The following is a 15497-nucleotide window of genomic DNA, read 5'->3' as shown; positions in this document are numbered from 1 at the left end:
GGCTCACCACCCCCGCAGGAACTCCGCCGTCTCCTCCACCGCCTGTTTCAGCCCGACCCGGCGCATCTCCACCCCCTCCGGAAAGGCGCCGGCCAGCCGGCTCGGCATCATCGGGTCGAGCAGCACGAACACACCGGTGTCGTCGGCCCGGCGGACCAGCCGGCCGAAGGCCTGTTTCAGGCGCAGCCGGGTGATCATGTCCTCGTAGCGGCGGCGGCCGAAGGCCTCGCGCCGGGCACGGTGCAAGATGTCCGGACGCGGCCAGGGCACGCGGTCGAAGACGATCAGGCGAAGCGAGCGGCCGGGCACATCCACGCCATCGCGCACCGCGTCGGTACCGAGCAGGCAGGCGTGCTCCTCGTTGCGGAAGATGTCGATCAGGGTGGACACGTCGAGCGGATCGACATGCTGGGCGTAGAGCGGGATTCCGACCTGATCCAGCGGCTCGGCGATGCGGTCGCGCACCGCCCGCAGGCGGCTGATCGCGGTGAACAGGCCGAGCCCGCCGCCGCCCGCCGCCAGGAACAGCGACTTGTAGGCCGCCGAGACCTGTCCCAGATCGTCCTTGCGCACGTCGTTGACCACGAAGACGCGGGTGCGGTTCGGGTAGTCGAAGGGGGAGGGGACTTGCGCCCGGATCGCCGGGGCCGGCAGGTGGCTGGCGCCGCAGCGGTCTTCCGCCGCGCGCCAGTCCTGCCCGACATCGCCGGTGCCGTCGGTCAGCGTGGCGCTGGTCACCACCAGCCCATGGGCGGGGCCGGCCAGCGCCTCGGCGAAGGGAACCGTCGGATCGACCCAGTGGCGGTACAGCCCGACATCGACGTCGCGCCCGTCGATCCGCTCCACGGCGAACCAGTCGACGAAATGGGAGGGCGTTTCGGTCGGCAGGGTGCGCAGCATGGCGCGCCACGCCTCAACCGTCAGGGTGCCGCGGCGGTGCAGGCTGCGCGACAGCGCGTCGATGCGGCGGCGCTGGTCGGAGTCCAGCTCGGCGCTCTCGTCCTCCAGCCGTTGCGCCAGCCGGCGGGCCAGCGCCTCAACCGGTTCGGACAGGCGGACCAGCGCCTGCTCCAACTCCGCCGCGGACTCCAGCAGCCCATCCACCGGATAGGCCTTGTCGGCCTCCAGGCTGTAGGGGCCGCCCTGGCCGGCGGTGCGGGCATAGACCTGCTGGCGGGCCAGCAGCAGGAAGCGTTCGGTCGGCCCCTGCGGGTTGTCGGCGGCCAGACGCGCAGACCAGCCGTCGGCGGGCAGGACGCGGGCGCCCATCAGGATGTCGTCGAGGTGGCGCAGGGCCTCCTCGTCGCCGGCGACGATGTCCTCCAGCCGGCGCTTCAGGCCGCGGGCGCGGCTGCGGCCGGTCTCCTCGGCACCCAGCAGCCAGCGCCGCAGCTCCTGTGTCTCGCGGCAGGTCAGGTGGCCGGCGAAGGCGCTGTCGGCGGCGTCGAAGACATGGTGCCCCTCGTCGAAGACATAGCGGCTGGGCAGCGTCGGCTCCTCGCCGCCGCCGAGCGCCGCCTGCACCATCACCAGAGCGTGGTTGGCGATGACGATGTCGGCGCGCCGCGCCCTGCGAATGCTCTTCTCGACGTAGCAGCGGGCGTAATGGTCGCAGGCGGAATAGATGCACTCGCCGCGGCGGTCGGCCAGCCCCATGGTCGGCCCGCGCCCGGCGATGTCGACCAGCCAGCCGGGGAAGTCGCCGCCGGTCATGTCGCCGTCCCGCGTCGCCGCCGCCCAGCGCGCCATCAGCCCGACGCCGATGGCGTTGTGAGGCTGGAAGGGCATGGCGCGCACCGCCTCTTCCAGGTTCAGCAGGCACAGATAGTTCTCCCGCCCCTTGCGCAGCACCACCTTGCGCGCCTTGGTCGCCGGGTCGGCATAGAGCCTGTCCAGTTCCGCGTCGATCTGGTGCTGGAGATTGCGGGTATAGGTGGAAATCCACACCGTCCCGCCATTCTTCTCCGCCCACACCGTGGCCGGCGCCAGATAGCCCAGCGTCTTGCCGACGCCAGTCCCGGCCTCCGCCAGCACGACGTTCGGGGTGTCGGGAAGCTGGCGCGGGGCGAAGGCCGCCGACACCGCGCTGGAGTAATCGGCCTGCTGCGGCCGCGGCTCCGCTACCTTGCCCGGCACATTGGCGGACAGCATGGCGGCGAGGCGGCGGCGCGCCTCCTCCGGATCGACCGGATTCTGGGCGGGCGGCGGCGGGGGTGCTCCCTCCTCCCACTCCTTGATGCGGGTCCAGACGCGCAGGCCGGAACGGGCGGCACCCTTCTCCGGTCCGTCGGGCTTGCCGAGCGCGGCCAGCACGGCTGGCGCCCAGGGCCAGCCGGCGCGCCCCATCTCCCAGGCGAAGGCGACGGGGTCGGAGGACTCCTCGCGTCCGGCGGCGCCGAGATCGCCCAGCAGGCGGCGCACGGCGCGCTGCAGGGCCAGCGCCTCCGCCTCATGGCCGTCGGGGGTGGGCAGGTCGAGTGCCTCGGCGATGCCGCGCGGGGTGGGGACGCAGAAGCGGGCGGGGTGGACGAAGGCGAACAGCTCCAGCACGTCGAAGGCCGGGAAACCGTCGATCCCCAGCCGGCGGGCGAAGGCGCGGGCATGGCAGACCAGCGGCGGCTGGCGGCGCACCTTCGATGCGGCAGCGGCCAGCGACAGCTCCTCCACCTCGCCGTCGAGCGTCAGCGACACGACGCGGCGCGCGCCGGCCACCATGGCGGGCGCATCGTCAAGGCTGTGGAGCGGGGTGGGGTCGGCGGTCAGGTCCATCGGCGGCACTATATGGCGGCGGTGGGCCGCAAAGCGAGTGCCGGATGTTGACGGCCCGCCGCTTCACCCCCATTCAGGGAAGTCCGGGGAGCCAGGCGGAGACGGGACCTTATGCGGAAACTGCTGCGCTGGGCGCTGATCGGGGCGGCGGGGCTGACGGCCTTCACCATTCTATGGGCGGCGCTCTATCGGATCGTGCCGCCGCCGGCCACGCCGCTGATGCTGATCCGGGCACTGGGCGGGTCCGGCCTGTCGCGCGACTGGGAACCGCTGGAGCGCATCTCGCCGGCTCTGGCCGAGGCGGTGATCGCGTCGGAGGACACCGGATTTTGCGGCCATGGCGGCTTCGACTGGGCGGCCATCGAAGACGCATTCGAGGACAATGAAGAGGGCAAGCGCCTGCGCGGCGGCAGCACGATCAGCCAGCAGACCGCCAAGAACGCCTTCCTCTGGCCCGACCGCAGCTGGACCCGCAAGGGGGCGGAGGCGTGGTTCACCCTGCTGATCGAAAGCCTGTGGAGCAAGCGCCGCATCCTGGAGGTCTATCTGAACATCGTGGAGTGGGACGACGGCATCTATGGCGCCGAAGCCGCCGCGCGGCATCATTTCCACAAATCCGCGGCGGCCCTGACCCGGCGCGAGGCGGCGCTGCTGGCCGTGGTGCTGCCCAACCCGCGCAACTGGTCGCCCACCCGGCCCGGTTCCTATGTCGCCCGCCGGGCGGGAGTGATCGAGCGGCGGATGGCGGTGGTGCGGCGGGACGGGCTGGCGGACTGCGTGCGGTGAGGAGTGCGCAAGGTGTTCACTCATGCCCCCTCCACCGAATCTTAACCCCCACCGCGCTAGGCTTCCTGATGCCCCCGCCGCTCCGGAGGAGGCCGTCCATGGCCACGCATCGCACGCTGCACGGAACGCCGTTCCCGACCCCGCCTCCCGACCCGCTGCGCGACGCGCTGGTGCCGCACCATGCCCCACAGCCGGAGCCGGCACACCCGACCCGGCTGCTGATCATCGTCCTGATTTCGCTGCTGACCCTGGCCGGGCTGGCCTATGGCGGCGGAATCGCGGTGGACCGCATTCTGGAACAGCGGCGGATCGAGGCGCGGATGGGGCCGAAACCGCATCTGGCGCAGCTGCCGGCGATGGAGGTGCCGCTGGGCGGGTCGCGGGCGGTGGAGATGCAGGTCTCGCTGGTGCTGGCGCCGAAGGTGACCGCCGACCGCGTGCTGCGTTACCAGGACCGCATCGCCGACCGCCTGTTCCAGACCGTCGGCCAAACCGACAGCGAAATCCTGACCGGCCCCGGCTCGGCAACCTTCCTGAAGGCGCGCATCAGGGACGCCGTCAACCGCGAGGCGGGGACCGGTCTGATCCGCGACATCTACATCGAACGCATGGTCGTCAAGTGACGCACGCGGGGCTCGTTCGGCGATCCCCCTTGTCTTGTGCGGCGCAATAGCATATGTAGGGCGTCTTGATCGCTGGAGGCTCGCGCGTCTCTTGAGCGAGACGCGCTGTGATTGCGCAACGGCAGCTCCTTCGGGGGCAAACGTCCCAGGGTTCTAGGGACGCTCTGGCCGCTGCATCGGATAGACGCCTCTCCCTCTATCGACCTCCTCCCGGCGAGTCCGCCGGTATGTCCCACGCCCGCCATCGGGGCGCGCGGGGCCGTGCCGTGTTGCTTTGAGAAGGTTGTTACGACTTGACGTTTTCCGAACTCGGCCTGCACCCGCTCGTCCTGAAAGCCCTCGAGGCGTTCGAATACACCGTTCCCACCCCGGTCCAGCTCGCGGCCATTCCGCCGGCTCTCCAGGGCCGCGACATCCTCGCCACCGCCGAGACCGGCACCGGCAAGACCGCCGCCTTCATGCTGCCGGCGCTGACCCGCACCGCCGAGCTGCCGCTGAACGGCGCCGCCACCCCGCGCGTGCTGGTTCTGGCCCCGACCCGCGAGCTGGCCAAGCAGGTCACCGACGCCGCCCGCAAATACGCGAAGTTCATGAAGCTGAACATCGTGGACGTGGTCGGCGGCATGCCCTACCGCGAGCAGCTGCGCCTGCTGTCGCGCCCGGTCGACGTTCTCGTCGCCACCCCGGGCCGTCTGCTGGACCATGTCGCCCGCCGCCGCATCGCGCTGGACGAGGTCGAGGTGCTGATCCTCGACGAGGCCGACCGCATGCTGGACATGGGCTTCCTCGACGATGTCGAGACCATCGCCAAGTGCTGCCCGCCGACGCGCCAGACCCTGCTGTTCACCGCCACGCTGGATCGCCGCATGGCCCATCTGGCCGGCAACCTGCTGCGCAACCCGGAGCGCGTGGCCGTCGAGAGCCAGGCGACCGCGATCAACGTGGAACAGCGTCTGCACCATGCCGACGATCTGGACCACAAGCGCCGCCTGCTGCAGCATTTCGCCGCCCAGGAAGAGGTCGGCAAGGCGATCATCTTCGCCGCCACCAAGCGTGATGCCGACACGCTGGCCGAGGAGCTGAGCGCCGCCGGACATGCCGCCGCCGCCCTGCACGGCGACATGGACCAGACCAAGCGCAACCGCACGCTGCAGCGTCTGCGCACCGGTCAGGTCCGCCTGCTGGTCGCCACCGACGTCGCCGCCCGCGGCATCGACGTGCGCGACATCACCCACGTCATCAACTTCGACCTGCCGCGTTCGGCGGAGGACTATGTCCACCGCATCGGCCGCACCGGCCGCGCCGGCGCCTCGGGCGTTGCGATCTCCTTCGCCGCCCGCGCCGACCGCGAGACCCTGGTCCGCATCGAGCGCTACACGAAGGCGACGCTCGAGGTGCATGTGGTGCCCGGCCTGGAGCCGACGCGCCCCTTCACCACCGGTGGCGCCGGCCGTCCGCCGGCCCGCAACGGCCGTCCGGGTGGCGGCGCCGGCAAGCCGTGGCACCGCAACGGCGAGTCCAAGGGTCCGCACGCCCCGCGCGGCCCGCGTCCGGACTATGCCCGCAACGACAACCACCGCGGCGACGCCCGTCCGGACCATGGCCATGCCCGTCGTGAAGCCCACGGCAACGGCAAGCCGGCGGCCCGCGCGAAGAGCTGGTAAGGGTCGCGGATAAAGCGCTTATCCGAAGTGATCGAAGGGGGCGTCGCCGGTTGGTGGCGCCCTTTTCGTTTATCTCCCCGCGCCTATCCGCCCCGCTTCCACACCGTCGTTTCGATGTAGCGGCTTGCCAGGAACCGGTAGGTCTGCTTCTGCAACGCCTCCACCTTCGGCGAGCGCTCCATCGTGACCTCGTCCCAGCCCTGCAGCAGTTCCTCCCATTCCAGCAGCTTGGCGCGCAGGTCGTCGCGGATCTTGCGGATGAACTGGATGGTGGGGTGGAAGTTGCGCAGCGCGCCGACGATGTCGCCGGTCTGGGCGTCGGCCTGATCGAAGATCATGTCGTATTCGCGCAGCGGCTTGCGGATCAGCCCCTGCATACGGTTCAGCTCGCTGCAGAAGGTCCGGTCGGTGCGATAGATGGTGACCAGCTTCGCCATCGCCTGATCGATGCGGCGGATGTGCCTGAAGCGGTCGCGCAGCGCCTCGATGTAGGACAGTTCCTGCGCCAGATCGTCGATGCGGTCGGTCAGATACTGTTCGGCGTTGTTGGTCAGCTTCAGCCGCTCGGCGATCTTGGCGAAGGCGGCCTTCATCTTCTCGTGAGTCTGCGGATCATCCAACAGCTGTTCCAGTTGCGACTGGTCGGAAACGATGATCTCGTTTCCGGTGAAGGAGGAGACGATCTGCATGGTCAGCCGCCCTTTGGCGGTGATGCGGTGCCTGTCCTCCACCGACCAGGAGGCGCGGCCGTCCAGCAGTTCGCCCGGAATTTCCTCGCCCGGCCGGATCTGCTTCACGAAGGCCAGCCCCTGTTCGATGATCTCCAGCAGGCGGGCGTCGTGGGTGCCGTCCTCGATCTGGAAGGACTCCATCAGGGTGGGGAAGGCGAGAGCCGCCTTCAGGTCGCCCAGCAGGATGTTCAGCACCGGCTCCTTGCTGTTCGGCTCCTGGCAGAAGAAGGCGCCGGGCAGGCTGAAGACCTTGTGCTGGAAATCGAAATGCGTGTCCCGCATCGGCTGGACCAGAACATTCTCCTGCGCGGCCTTTTCGGCGACGCCGGAGTCCGGGCCGGAATCCCTCTCCGGGACGGCTTCCGAGGAAGGGGTGGTCTCGTCGCTGCTGGAGGTGTCGGTCATGGGCGGGGAGGGGACTCAAAGGCCGGAGGAGGGGGCTGTCGATTGCTTGCGCAGCCTACAGCAGATCGCGCAGACGGAACCACATCATTGCGAGGACCAGCGCCGGCGTGCGGAATCGCCGCCCGCCGGGGAACGGCGTGTGGGGGATGCGGGCGAACACGTCGAACCGCCCGGCGGTGCCGCTCACCGTCTCCGCCATCAGCCGTCCGGCCATGCCGGCCAGCGCCACGCCATGGCCGGAATAGCCGTGGGCATACAGCGTCGTCGGCGACAGCCGGCCCAGATGCGGCATGCGGTTCATGGTGATGGCAACCCGCCCGCCCCAGAAATACTCGACACGGGCGTCCTTCAGTTCCGGATAGATCGCCAGCATCTTCAGCCGCATCGCCTGCTTCAGCCCCGGTGCGTCCACCCCCGAATAGCTGACGCCGCCGCCGAACAGCAGCCGGTGGTCGGCGGAGCGGCGGAAGTAGTCCAGCGAAAACTTCATGTCCGACACCGCGATGTTGGTCGGCAGCAGGGCGCGCGCCCGTTCTACCCCCAGTGGCTCGGTGGCGATCATGTAGGTGGCGACCGGCATGATGGTGCGGTCCAGCGCCGGGGCCAGCCCGCCGAGATAGGCGTTGCCGGCCAGGATCAGGTGCCTTGCCGTCACCCGGCCGCGCTCGGTGCGGACCCAGGGCGCGGCGCCGCTGTCCATGGCGAGGGCGCGGCTGTTCTCGAAGATGCGCACCCCGGCGGCATCGGCGGCGCGGGCGAGGCCCAGCGCGTAGTTCAGTGGATGCAGATGGCCGCTGCCCTCGTCCAGCAGGCCGCCGATATAGGCGTCGCTGCCGACATGCGCGCGGATGCCGGCGCGGTCGAGCCGCTGCACCCGGTCATAGCCGTACCCGTCGCGCATTTCGTGTTCCAGCGCCGTCACGTCCTGCATGTGGCGCGGCTTAAGCGCGGCATAGGCGAAGCCCCAGGTCAGGTCGCAGGCGATGGCGTGGCGCTCCACCCGCTCCGCCAGCTGTGCCTTGGCCTCCTCGCCGAACTCCCACAGGCGGCGGGCATCCTCCTTGCCGATCCAGCCCTCGATGGCCGCCATCGGCTTGTTGTAGCCGGTGATGATCTGCCCGCCGTTGCGGCCCGACGCCCCCCAGCCGCAGCGCTCGGCCTCCAGCAGGACGACGTCGAAGCCGCGCTCCGCCAGTTCCAGCGCCGCGGTCAGGCCGGTGTAGCCGCCGCCGACGATGCAGACGTCGCAGGCGACCTCGCCCTCCAGAACGGGATGGTCGACGCGGGACGCGGCGGAGGCCGCGTACCAGCTGTTCAGGTATGTGGCTTTCGGCATGGCGGCAGTTAAGTCCCAGCCTATGGGGGAGGTCAACGGAAAGGCGGACGTTTCACCAAAGCATCATGCGGAACCCTCTGGCGCGGCCCGCCGGAACGGCGTCATAGTGTCGCTGTCGTTCACAGCACGGAGGGGGCTGCCCATCGCCCGGAGCGGTCCGCCATACCCATGGGTTTTATGGAAGACTTCATCAAGAAGAACCGCATTACCGAAGTCGAATGCCTTGTACCCGACATGTCGGGCATCGCGCGGGGAAAGATCGTCCCCGCCGAGAAGTTCCTCCGCATCCTGCGCGACCGCGGCCTGCGCCTGCCCGAGGCGATCTTCGTCCAGACCGTGACCGGTGAATTCCCCGATGACGAGGACATCACCTCGGACGAGAATTCCGACATCTACATGATCCCGGACGAACGCACGATCCGCTTCGTCCCCTGGTACAACGAGCCGACGGCCCAGGTCATCACCGACTGCGTCTATGCCGACGGCAAGCCGGTCGACGTCTCGCCCCGCCATGTCCTGAAGCGCGTGCTGTCGCTGTACGAGGAGCGCGGCTGGAAGCCGCTGGTGGCGCCGGAGCTGGAATTCTTCCTGGTCCAGGTCAACAAGGACCCCGACTATCCGCTGGTGCCGCCGGTCGGGCGCAACGGCCGGATGGAAAGCGGGCGGCAGGCCTTCGGCATCGATGCCGTCAATGAATTCGATCCGATCTTCGAGGCGGTCTATGATTTCTGCGAGAAGCAGGACATCGACATCGACACGCTGACCCACGAGGCCGGCGCCGCCCAGATCGAGATCAACTTCAACCACGGCGACGCCCTGGAACTGGCCGACCAAGCCTTCCTGTTCAAGCGCACGGCGCGCGAGGCGGCGATGCGCCACAATATCTACGCCACCTTCATGGCCAAGCCGATGCAGGGCGAACCGGGCAGCGCCATGCACATCCACCAGTCGGTGGTGGACACCGACAGCGGCCGCAACCTGTTCGCCAACCCCGACGGCACCGACAGCGCCCTGTTCATGTCGCACATCGCCGGGCTGCAGAAATACCTGCCCTATGCGATGCCGCTGCTGGCGCCCAACGTCAACAGCTACCGCCGGCTGGTTCCGAACTCCGATGCGCCGATCAACGTGCATTGGGGCCGCGACAACCGCACCACCGGACTGCGCGTCCCCGTCTCCCAGCCCGACGCCCGCCGGGTGGAGAACCGGGTGGCCGGCGCCGACGCCAACCCCTATCTCGCCATCGCGGCGTCGCTGGCCTGCGGCTATATCGGCATGATTCAGGGGTTGGAGCCCAACGACCCGATCAAGGGCTCCGCCTACCGCCTCGCCTTCACCCTGCCGCGCCACCAGTCGGAAGCACTGACCAAGTTCAACGCCTGCAAGCCGCTGAAGGAAATCCTCGGCGAACGTTTCATCGACGCCGTCGCTTGCGTGAAGGAGGCGGAGTATGAGGCCTACAACCGCGTCATCAGCTCGTGGGAACGGGAAAACCTGCTGTTGAACGTCTGAAGTCTTAGGTTGACGAACAAAGGGGCGGCCCGCGGAGACATCCGTCGGCCGCCCCTTTTACGTATTTGGTTCCCTGTTCCTGCGCTGGGTCCGGCCGTCCGGCACATGACCGGCGCTTAGCGGATCGCGCCGGCCGGCACCCCGTTCGTGCGCCGATCCGCCACGGAATTTCGCAAGTTCGGCCAGGAAATCCTGCCGTGTGGCGTTAATCGCCGCCCGTCCTACTCCGACCGGCCCGCAGCCCCACCCCGATCGATCGCCGGCCGTCGTTCCATGCCACGACCGCGCCGACCGGCCGTGTCGGCACAGCCGGAAATTTCAAAGCCGGCGTTAATCCGCCTATGGCCGCCGCAACACGAAATCGAAGACTTTCAAAGCAAAGCCGCAGTGTATTTTCGGCGGTATCAGAGGAGGAGGGAGGAGATGCGGGCGCCGCATGGCGTTTCGGCGTCGCTGTAATTTGTTATCTCCTTTGAAAATAGTCAACACACGTAACCGTTTTTCGCGGAGACGGCGACCCCTGCCGCCGCGCTGGGTCCTCGATTGCCTTTTAAGATAATCCAGGCGAGCGGCCCGACCGGCACAGGGACACTGTCTCGACGCAATCGATGGGCAACCGATGGATGGCCAAGCATGAGCATGCAACCAGCGATCCCGTCCCTTCGGACCGGCCTCCACAGCGTTGGCTGGGTCCAGCGCAGCATCATCCTCGCGTCGTTGTTCATCGTGCTGACGACGGGGCTGCTCGGGCTGGCGCTGCATCGCGGCGGCCATGCCAGCAACCTGACCGACATCCAGAACCTGTTCGTGCTGGAAAACCAGGACCTGATTCCGGTCGACAGTTGGGACCCGATGATCGCGGCGCTCAACTGGCTGCACGAGCGGCCCGGCGAGAATGTCTATGAAGGGGTGTTCTTCCAGCAGCACATCAAGTTCCAGTATCCGGTGACCTCGCTGTTGCCGCTGGAGGCGATGAAGGCGCTGGGGGTGCTGAACCTCGTGGCCTTCGAGCGGGTCAATCTGCTGTTCGTTCTGGCGACCGCAGCCGGCATGGCGATCCTGGTGCTGGAGATGGCCGCCCGTTTGCGGGTGCCGGGTGCCCGTGACGACCGGATGACCCAGGTGCTGCTCGGCGGCTTCGGCTTCGTCGCGACCCTGTGCTTCTACCCGGTGCTGAAGGCCTTCTCGCTGGGGCAGGTGCAGGTCTGGCTGAACGCCGCCTTCGTCTTCGCCTGCATCGCCCTGTTGCGGGACCGGCGCGCCCTGTGTGGCGCCCTGCTCGGCGCATCGACGCTGATGAAGCCGCAGATGTCGCTGTTCCTCGTCTGGGCGGTTCTGCGCGCCGACTGGCGGATGGCGGCGGGCTGGGCGGCCGTTGTGGTGCCGGGCGTGGCGCTGGCGACCCTGTTCTACGGCTTCGCGCCGATGGTCGATTACCTCGACGTGCTGCTGTTCATCGGCCGCCATGGCGAGAGCTATCACGTCAACCAGACCGTCAACGGGCTGGTCAACCGCCTGCTGCACAACGGCAACAATCTCGACTGGTCGGCGGAGGCCTTCGCCCCCTACCATCCGGCGGTCCACATCGCGACGCAGATCTCCGGCCTCGCCTTCGTCGGCCTCGGCCTGCTCTGGCGGCGCCGTGATCGGGGGGCCGAGCAGATCCTGCCCTTCGTCGTCGCCGGCATCTGCTTCACCGTCGGCTCGCCGGTCGCCTGGGTGCATCATTACGGCATCCTGCTGCCGGCCTTCGCGCTGGCCTTCCTGCTTCTGCTGGAGCCCGGCCTGCGGCGTCCGGCCGGGGCGGCGGCGCTGCTGGCCGCTGCCTATTTCCTGGCCGGCAACCTGCTGTTCTGGCCGGTCAACGCGCTGGCCGACACGCCGCTGAACGTCCTGCAATCCTACCTGTTCTTCGCCACTCTGATGCTGCTGGGGCTGACGGTCGTCCTGGCCGGCCGGCACGACCGCGCCACTCTGGTCTGGGGCGGGGCGGAAGCGGGCGACCGCAGCCATCGCGGCTCTTCAGCGGCTGCTCCCGGCCTGACCGCGACCACCGTCGTGCTTCCCCGCGCCGCCGCGGCCGAAACGCCGGTCCCGCCGCCCGCCGCGGAGGAGCCGCCGCTGTTCGTCGATCTCGACGGCACGCTGCTGAAGACCGACCTTCTCTACGAATCTCTGTTCGGCCTGATCAAGGCCCGGCCCTGGGCGGCGCTGCTCGTGCCGGTCTGGCTGGCCGGCGGCAAGGCGCGGCTGAAGGCGGAACTGGCCCGGCGCGTCGACATCGACCCGGCCGGCCTCGTCTACAACCCCGCCGTCCTGGAACGGCTGGAGGCCGAGCGCAGGCATGGGCGCCGGCTGGTGCTGGCCACCGCAGCCCACCACCGCTATGCCGACGCCATCGCCCGCCATCTCGGCCTGTTCGATCAGGTGCTCGCCAGCAACGACGGCGTGAACCTGAAGAGCGAGCGCAAGTACGAGGCGATCCGCGCGCAGGTGCCGTCCGGCGTGTTCGATTACATGGGCAACGACGAGGCCGATTATGCGATCTGGCGCGGCGCCCGCCGCGGCATCGCGGTGGATGCGCCGGCCGCCGTGCTGCGCCATGCCGCCTCCCTCTGCCCGCTGGAGACCATCACGACCCCGCGCCGGCCGCGCCTGCTACTGATCTTCAAGGCGCTGCGCCTGCACCAGTGGCTGAAGAACCTGCTGGTCTTCGTGCCGTTGCTGGCCGGCCAGAAGCTGGGCGAGGTCGGCCCGACCCTGCAGGCCGCGACCGCCTTCCTCGCCTTCGGGCTGTGCGCGTCGAGTATCTATGTGCTGAACGACCTGCTCGACCTGCCGGCCGACCGGCGCCACCCGCGCAAGCGCCGCCGTCCCTTCGCCGCCGGCGACCTGCCGCTCGACCTCGGCCTGTCGCTGATCCCCGGCCTGCTGCTGGCGAGCCTCGTCCTGTCGCTGGTGGCTCTGCCGCCGCTGTTCCTGGCGGCACTGGCGACCTACGCCGCGTCGTCGCTGTTCTACAACCTGTTCGCCAAGAACCGGGTGATCTGGGATGTGATGCTGCTGGCCGGGCTCTATTCGCTGCGCGTGCTGGGCGGCGCCACGGCGACGGCCATCGTCCCGTCCTTCTGGCTGCTGGCCTTCTCCATGTTCCTGTTCCTCAGCCTGGCGATGGTGAAGCGCTATTCGGAGATGGACAGCATGATGAAGCTCGGGCTGGAGCAGGCGGAGGGGCGCGGCTATGTGACCGCCGACATGCCGGTCCTGCAATCCATCGGCGTGTCGGCCGGCTTCCTCTCGGTGCTGGTGATGGCGCTCTACATCAACAGCCCGGAGGTCGGGCGCGTCTATGAGCAGCCGCAGGCGCTGTGGATCATCTGCCCGCTGCTGCTCTTCTGGATCGGGCGGGTGTGGCTGCAGACCCACCGCGGACTGATGCATGACGATCCGGTGGTGTTCGCCGCCCGCGACAAATGGAGCCTTGCCATCGGCGCGGTCTGCGGCGTCGCCCTCCTCTTCGGCCGGACCTGAGCCGCCGGCCCGATTCTCCTTCCGCCCTCATCCGGGAGTCCCCATGCCCATCGCCGTCGTCGGATTGATCCTACTGAGCGTCACCCTGTCCGCCATCGCCCAGATTTCGCTGAAGATCGGCATGTCGAGCCCGGCGGTGTCGACCGCCCTGGCGCGGGGGGAGGCCGGGCAGATCGCCCTGTCGGTCGTCGCCACGCCGCACATCCTGACCGGGCTCGCCTGCTATGGGCTGGGCATGGTGGTGTGGCTGGCGGTGCTGGCGAAGGTCGAGGTCACCATGGCCTATCCCTTCGTCGGTCTGGGCTTCCTGGTCACGCTGGCGCTCGGCGTCCTGCTGCTGGGCGAGACCATGAGCCTGACCCGCGTCATCGGCACCCTGCTGGTGGTGCTGGGCGTCGTGCTTACCGCACAGAGCTGAAGCCCCCACAAAACCCGCACCCAAGGACCCGCCCTCCACCGGGTGGGGATGATGAAGGCGCCGCGGCAGCAGTCGCGGCGCTTTCTTTTTGCTTTGCACAAATACCGCGACCACGCGGCTGTCGGCGTCTTGGTGAATACCCTGTTATGGCAACAATTTCTGTCACAGAATCTTTCAATCTTAAAATCAAATGTCACGATTCCGGTATTGACCGGAATCGCCGGATGGATATAACTGACAGCATATTCGCGAGCGAAAATACCAGCGTATTCGATTTTTACGACAGGAGGTCCGGGCGCCGGCCGGCAGGCCGTTGCCTGGGAAGAGGGAACTCTTCGCCGGTTGCGACACTCAACGCACGGGATTTTCGCCCCATGCGGTCGCAACCGGCCTCCCTCCTGCCGCTCTATCGTCGATCATGGTCAATGCTGCGAACTGACCAATTCTTGAAGATGGGAATTGCCGAGGCCGAAATTGGCCCTCTGGCACCGCCTTGCGCCGAAGCAGGGACGCTGCCCGAATGGTGCTGCGTCCCTTTTTCTTTGCGTCCCGTGTGAATGATCTCCCACGTACCAGCGCCGGACGGAGCACCAGTCGCATACGGCGATAAACAATAATCAGTTACAAAAGCATTCTTTCAAAACCAAAATTAAAAATAACATATTAACAATTGACCTCCGCCAGAGCGTGGATATAACTTTCTGAAAACAAGGTAAGTTATTCACACGTTAGTATGAAAATTTGCAGAGATTAGTATTTGTGTTTTCAAAGGCTATTCTCTGGTCTCGCATCGATTTGCCGATTTTCAGCTGTCGTCCATTCGCTCAGGAATTTCGCCAGTATCAAACATCGGCATCAAGCTGCGCATGCAAAGCGCATTTCTCCAATCATGTCTTGAAGGAGATCATCGGATGTCCACCGCTCCCATTCGCATGCTCTACGGCGGCGCCATGACCGAGGCGATCGCCAGCGGCGACCTGTCCAAGATGAAGGAGGCCGCCACCGCCGCCGAGCAGCATCTCTCCGAACATGGCGACGTCGGCACGTTGCTCCAGGCACTGAAGATCGAGATCGCGAGAGCCGAAGCGAAAAGCTGATCGGGCACGCAGTCGTTTTTCCAATTTTCCCGCGGAGCAGTTTCCACATGTCCGAAGCACCCATGCGCTCCATCAAGCCTTACGGCGTGGCGATCTCCGACGCCATCGTCAGCGGCGATCTGGCGAAGATGAAGGAGGTGGCCGCCGCCGCCGAGCAGCATCTCGCCGAACACGGCGACGTCGCCGGCGTCCTCAACCTGCTGAAGGTCGAGATCGCCAAGGCCGAAGCCGGTACCTGATCCGGTCGGGCCTGCCCCGCCCCCTGATTCCCGATCGACCGCTTCCCGATCGACCGTTTCCAACATTCCCGCCATTCAAAGCTGAGGAACCGACAGATGACCGACTCGACCCTTGCCCCTTTCCGTCCGATGTACATGGCCACCATGACCGAAGCCATCGCCGGCGGCGATCTGGCGACGATGAAGCAGGTCGCGGCCGAGGCCGAGCAGCATCTCGCCACCTACGGCGACATTCCGGGGCTGCTGCAGCTCCTGAAGGTCGAGATCGCCAAGGCCGAGAGGAACGGCTGATCGGCTTCGGCCGGCGTGCTGCGGCCGGGGTGCGGCGTCCATGCCGCCCGCACCCCGGCGCTGCCGCGCCGCCGATATAGGGAGACGCCGATATT

12 protein-coding genes are annotated in these 15497 nt (G+C 67.6%); 9 read left to right on the top strand and 3 right to left on the bottom strand.

Annotated features, from left to right (window positions below; all coding sequences use genetic code 11):
* Positions 1-3 precede the first annotated feature (3 nt).
* Positions 4-2769: an ATP-dependent DNA helicase gene (locus tag FZ938_RS14070; protein WP_149199119.1), complete on the bottom strand. Its 2766-nt coding sequence runs from the start codon at positions 2767-2769 to the stop codon at positions 4-6.
* A 111-nt stretch (positions 2770-2880) separates the two neighbouring features.
* Between FZ938_RS14070 and mtgA the strand changes: the two genes are divergently transcribed.
* The 3 genes from mtgA to FZ938_RS14055 all read left to right on the top strand — a co-directional run bounded on the left by mtgA (position 2881) and on the right by FZ938_RS14055 (position 5842).
* On the top strand, positions 2881-3555 hold the full coding sequence (gene mtgA, locus FZ938_RS14065; RefSeq protein WP_149199118.1) for a monofunctional biosynthetic peptidoglycan transglycosylase: 675 nt from the start codon (positions 2881-2883) through the stop codon (positions 3553-3555).
* Positions 3556-3653: 98 nt separating this feature from the next.
* Positions 3654-4178: a flagellar basal body-associated FliL family protein gene (locus FZ938_RS14060; protein WP_149199117.1), complete on the top strand. Its 525-nt coding sequence runs from the start codon at positions 3654-3656 to the stop codon at positions 4176-4178.
* A 293-nt stretch (positions 4179-4471) separates the two neighbouring features.
* The gene (locus tag FZ938_RS14055) at positions 4472-5842 is read left to right on the top strand and encodes a DEAD/DEAH box helicase (RefSeq protein ID WP_149199116.1); all 1371 of its coding nucleotides are present in this window, start codon (positions 4472-4474) and stop codon (positions 5840-5842) included.
* Between the two features lie 83 nt (positions 5843-5925).
* Here FZ938_RS14055 and FZ938_RS14050 read toward each other — a convergent pair whose 3' ends face one another.
* Both FZ938_RS14050 and FZ938_RS14045 read right to left on the bottom strand, forming a co-directional pair.
* Positions 5926-6978 (bottom strand): hypothetical protein, encoded by a 1053-nt coding sequence (locus FZ938_RS14050; RefSeq protein ID WP_149199115.1) that lies wholly within the window; start codon positions 6976-6978, stop codon positions 5926-5928.
* 55 nt (positions 6979-7033) lie between these two features.
* Entirely contained in the window at positions 7034-8314 is a 1281-nt protein-coding gene (locus FZ938_RS14045) for an NAD(P)/FAD-dependent oxidoreductase (protein WP_149199114.1), read from the bottom strand.
* 168 nt (positions 8315-8482) lie between these two features.
* On the opposite strand from FZ938_RS14045, the gene FZ938_RS14040 reads away from it, so the two are divergent.
* The 6 genes from FZ938_RS14040 (at position 8483) to FZ938_RS14015 (ending at position 15402) form a co-directional block, all read left to right on the top strand.
* Complete coding sequence (locus FZ938_RS14040; protein ID WP_149199113.1) at positions 8483-9826, top strand: glutamine synthetase family protein; 1344 nt, start codon at positions 8483-8485, stop codon at positions 9824-9826.
* Between the two features lie 633 nt (positions 9827-10459).
* A complete protein-coding gene (locus FZ938_RS14035; protein ID WP_149199112.1) occupies positions 10460-13357 on the top strand; it encodes a UbiA family prenyltransferase in 2898 nt (965 codons plus the stop codon).
* Between the two features lie 43 nt (positions 13358-13400).
* Positions 13401-13775 carry an EamA family transporter gene (locus FZ938_RS14030; protein ID WP_085085754.1) on the top strand — a complete coding sequence of 125 codons (375 nt, stop codon included), beginning with the start codon at positions 13401-13403 and terminating at the stop codon, positions 13773-13775.
* A gap of 911 nt (positions 13776-14686) precedes the next feature.
* Positions 14687-14872, top strand: coding sequence for a DUF1843 domain-containing protein (locus FZ938_RS14025; protein WP_149199111.1), 186 nt, complete (start codon positions 14687-14689; stop codon positions 14870-14872).
* A gap of 47 nt (positions 14873-14919) precedes the next feature.
* Complete coding sequence (locus FZ938_RS14020; protein ID WP_149199110.1) at positions 14920-15111, top strand: DUF1843 domain-containing protein; 192 nt, start codon at positions 14920-14922, stop codon at positions 15109-15111.
* Positions 15112-15207: 96 nt separating this feature from the next.
* Positions 15208-15402 carry a DUF1843 domain-containing protein gene (locus FZ938_RS14015; RefSeq protein WP_149199109.1) on the top strand — a complete coding sequence of 65 codons (195 nt, stop codon included), beginning with the start codon at positions 15208-15210 and terminating at the stop codon, positions 15400-15402.
* Positions 15403-15497 lie beyond the last annotated feature (95 nt).

This window comes from Azospirillum oryzae (assembly GCF_008364795.1).
GTDB classification, from domain to species: Bacteria; Pseudomonadota; Alphaproteobacteria; order Azospirillales; family Azospirillaceae; genus Azospirillum; species Azospirillum oryzae.
This window is presented reverse-complemented; position numbering and strand designations above follow the sequence as displayed.

Coding starts and splice junctions, on each gene's coding strand:
- FZ938_RS14025 (WP_149199111.1), top strand. CDS start 14,687: ATGTCCACCGCTCCCATTCGCATGCTCTACGGCGGCGCCATGACCGAG.
- FZ938_RS14015 (WP_149199109.1), top strand. CDS start 15,208: ATGACCGACTCGACCCTTGCCCCTTTCCGTCCGATGTACATGGCCACC.
- FZ938_RS14060 (WP_149199117.1), top strand. CDS start 3,654: ATGGCCACGCATCGCACGCTGCACGGAACGCCGTTCCCGACCCCGCCT.
- mtgA (WP_149199118.1), top strand. CDS start 2,881: ATGCGGAAACTGCTGCGCTGGGCGCTGATCGGGGCGGCGGGGCTGACG.
- FZ938_RS14050 (WP_149199115.1), bottom strand. CDS start 6,978: ATGACCGACACCTCCAGCAGCGACGAGACCACCCCTTCCTCGGAAGCC.
- FZ938_RS14070 (WP_149199119.1), bottom strand. CDS start 2,769: ATGGACCTGACCGCCGACCCCACCCCGCTCCACAGCCTTGACGATGCG.
- FZ938_RS14045 (WP_149199114.1), bottom strand. CDS start 8,314: ATGCCGAAAGCCACATACCTGAACAGCTGGTACGCGGCCTCCGCCGCG.
- FZ938_RS14020 (WP_149199110.1), top strand. CDS start 14,920: ATGTCCGAAGCACCCATGCGCTCCATCAAGCCTTACGGCGTGGCGATC.
- FZ938_RS14035 (WP_149199112.1), top strand. CDS start 10,460: ATGAGCATGCAACCAGCGATCCCGTCCCTTCGGACCGGCCTCCACAGC.
- FZ938_RS14030 (WP_085085754.1), top strand. CDS start 13,401: ATGCCCATCGCCGTCGTCGGATTGATCCTACTGAGCGTCACCCTGTCC.
- FZ938_RS14040 (WP_149199113.1), top strand. CDS start 8,483: ATGGGTTTTATGGAAGACTTCATCAAGAAGAACCGCATTACCGAAGTC.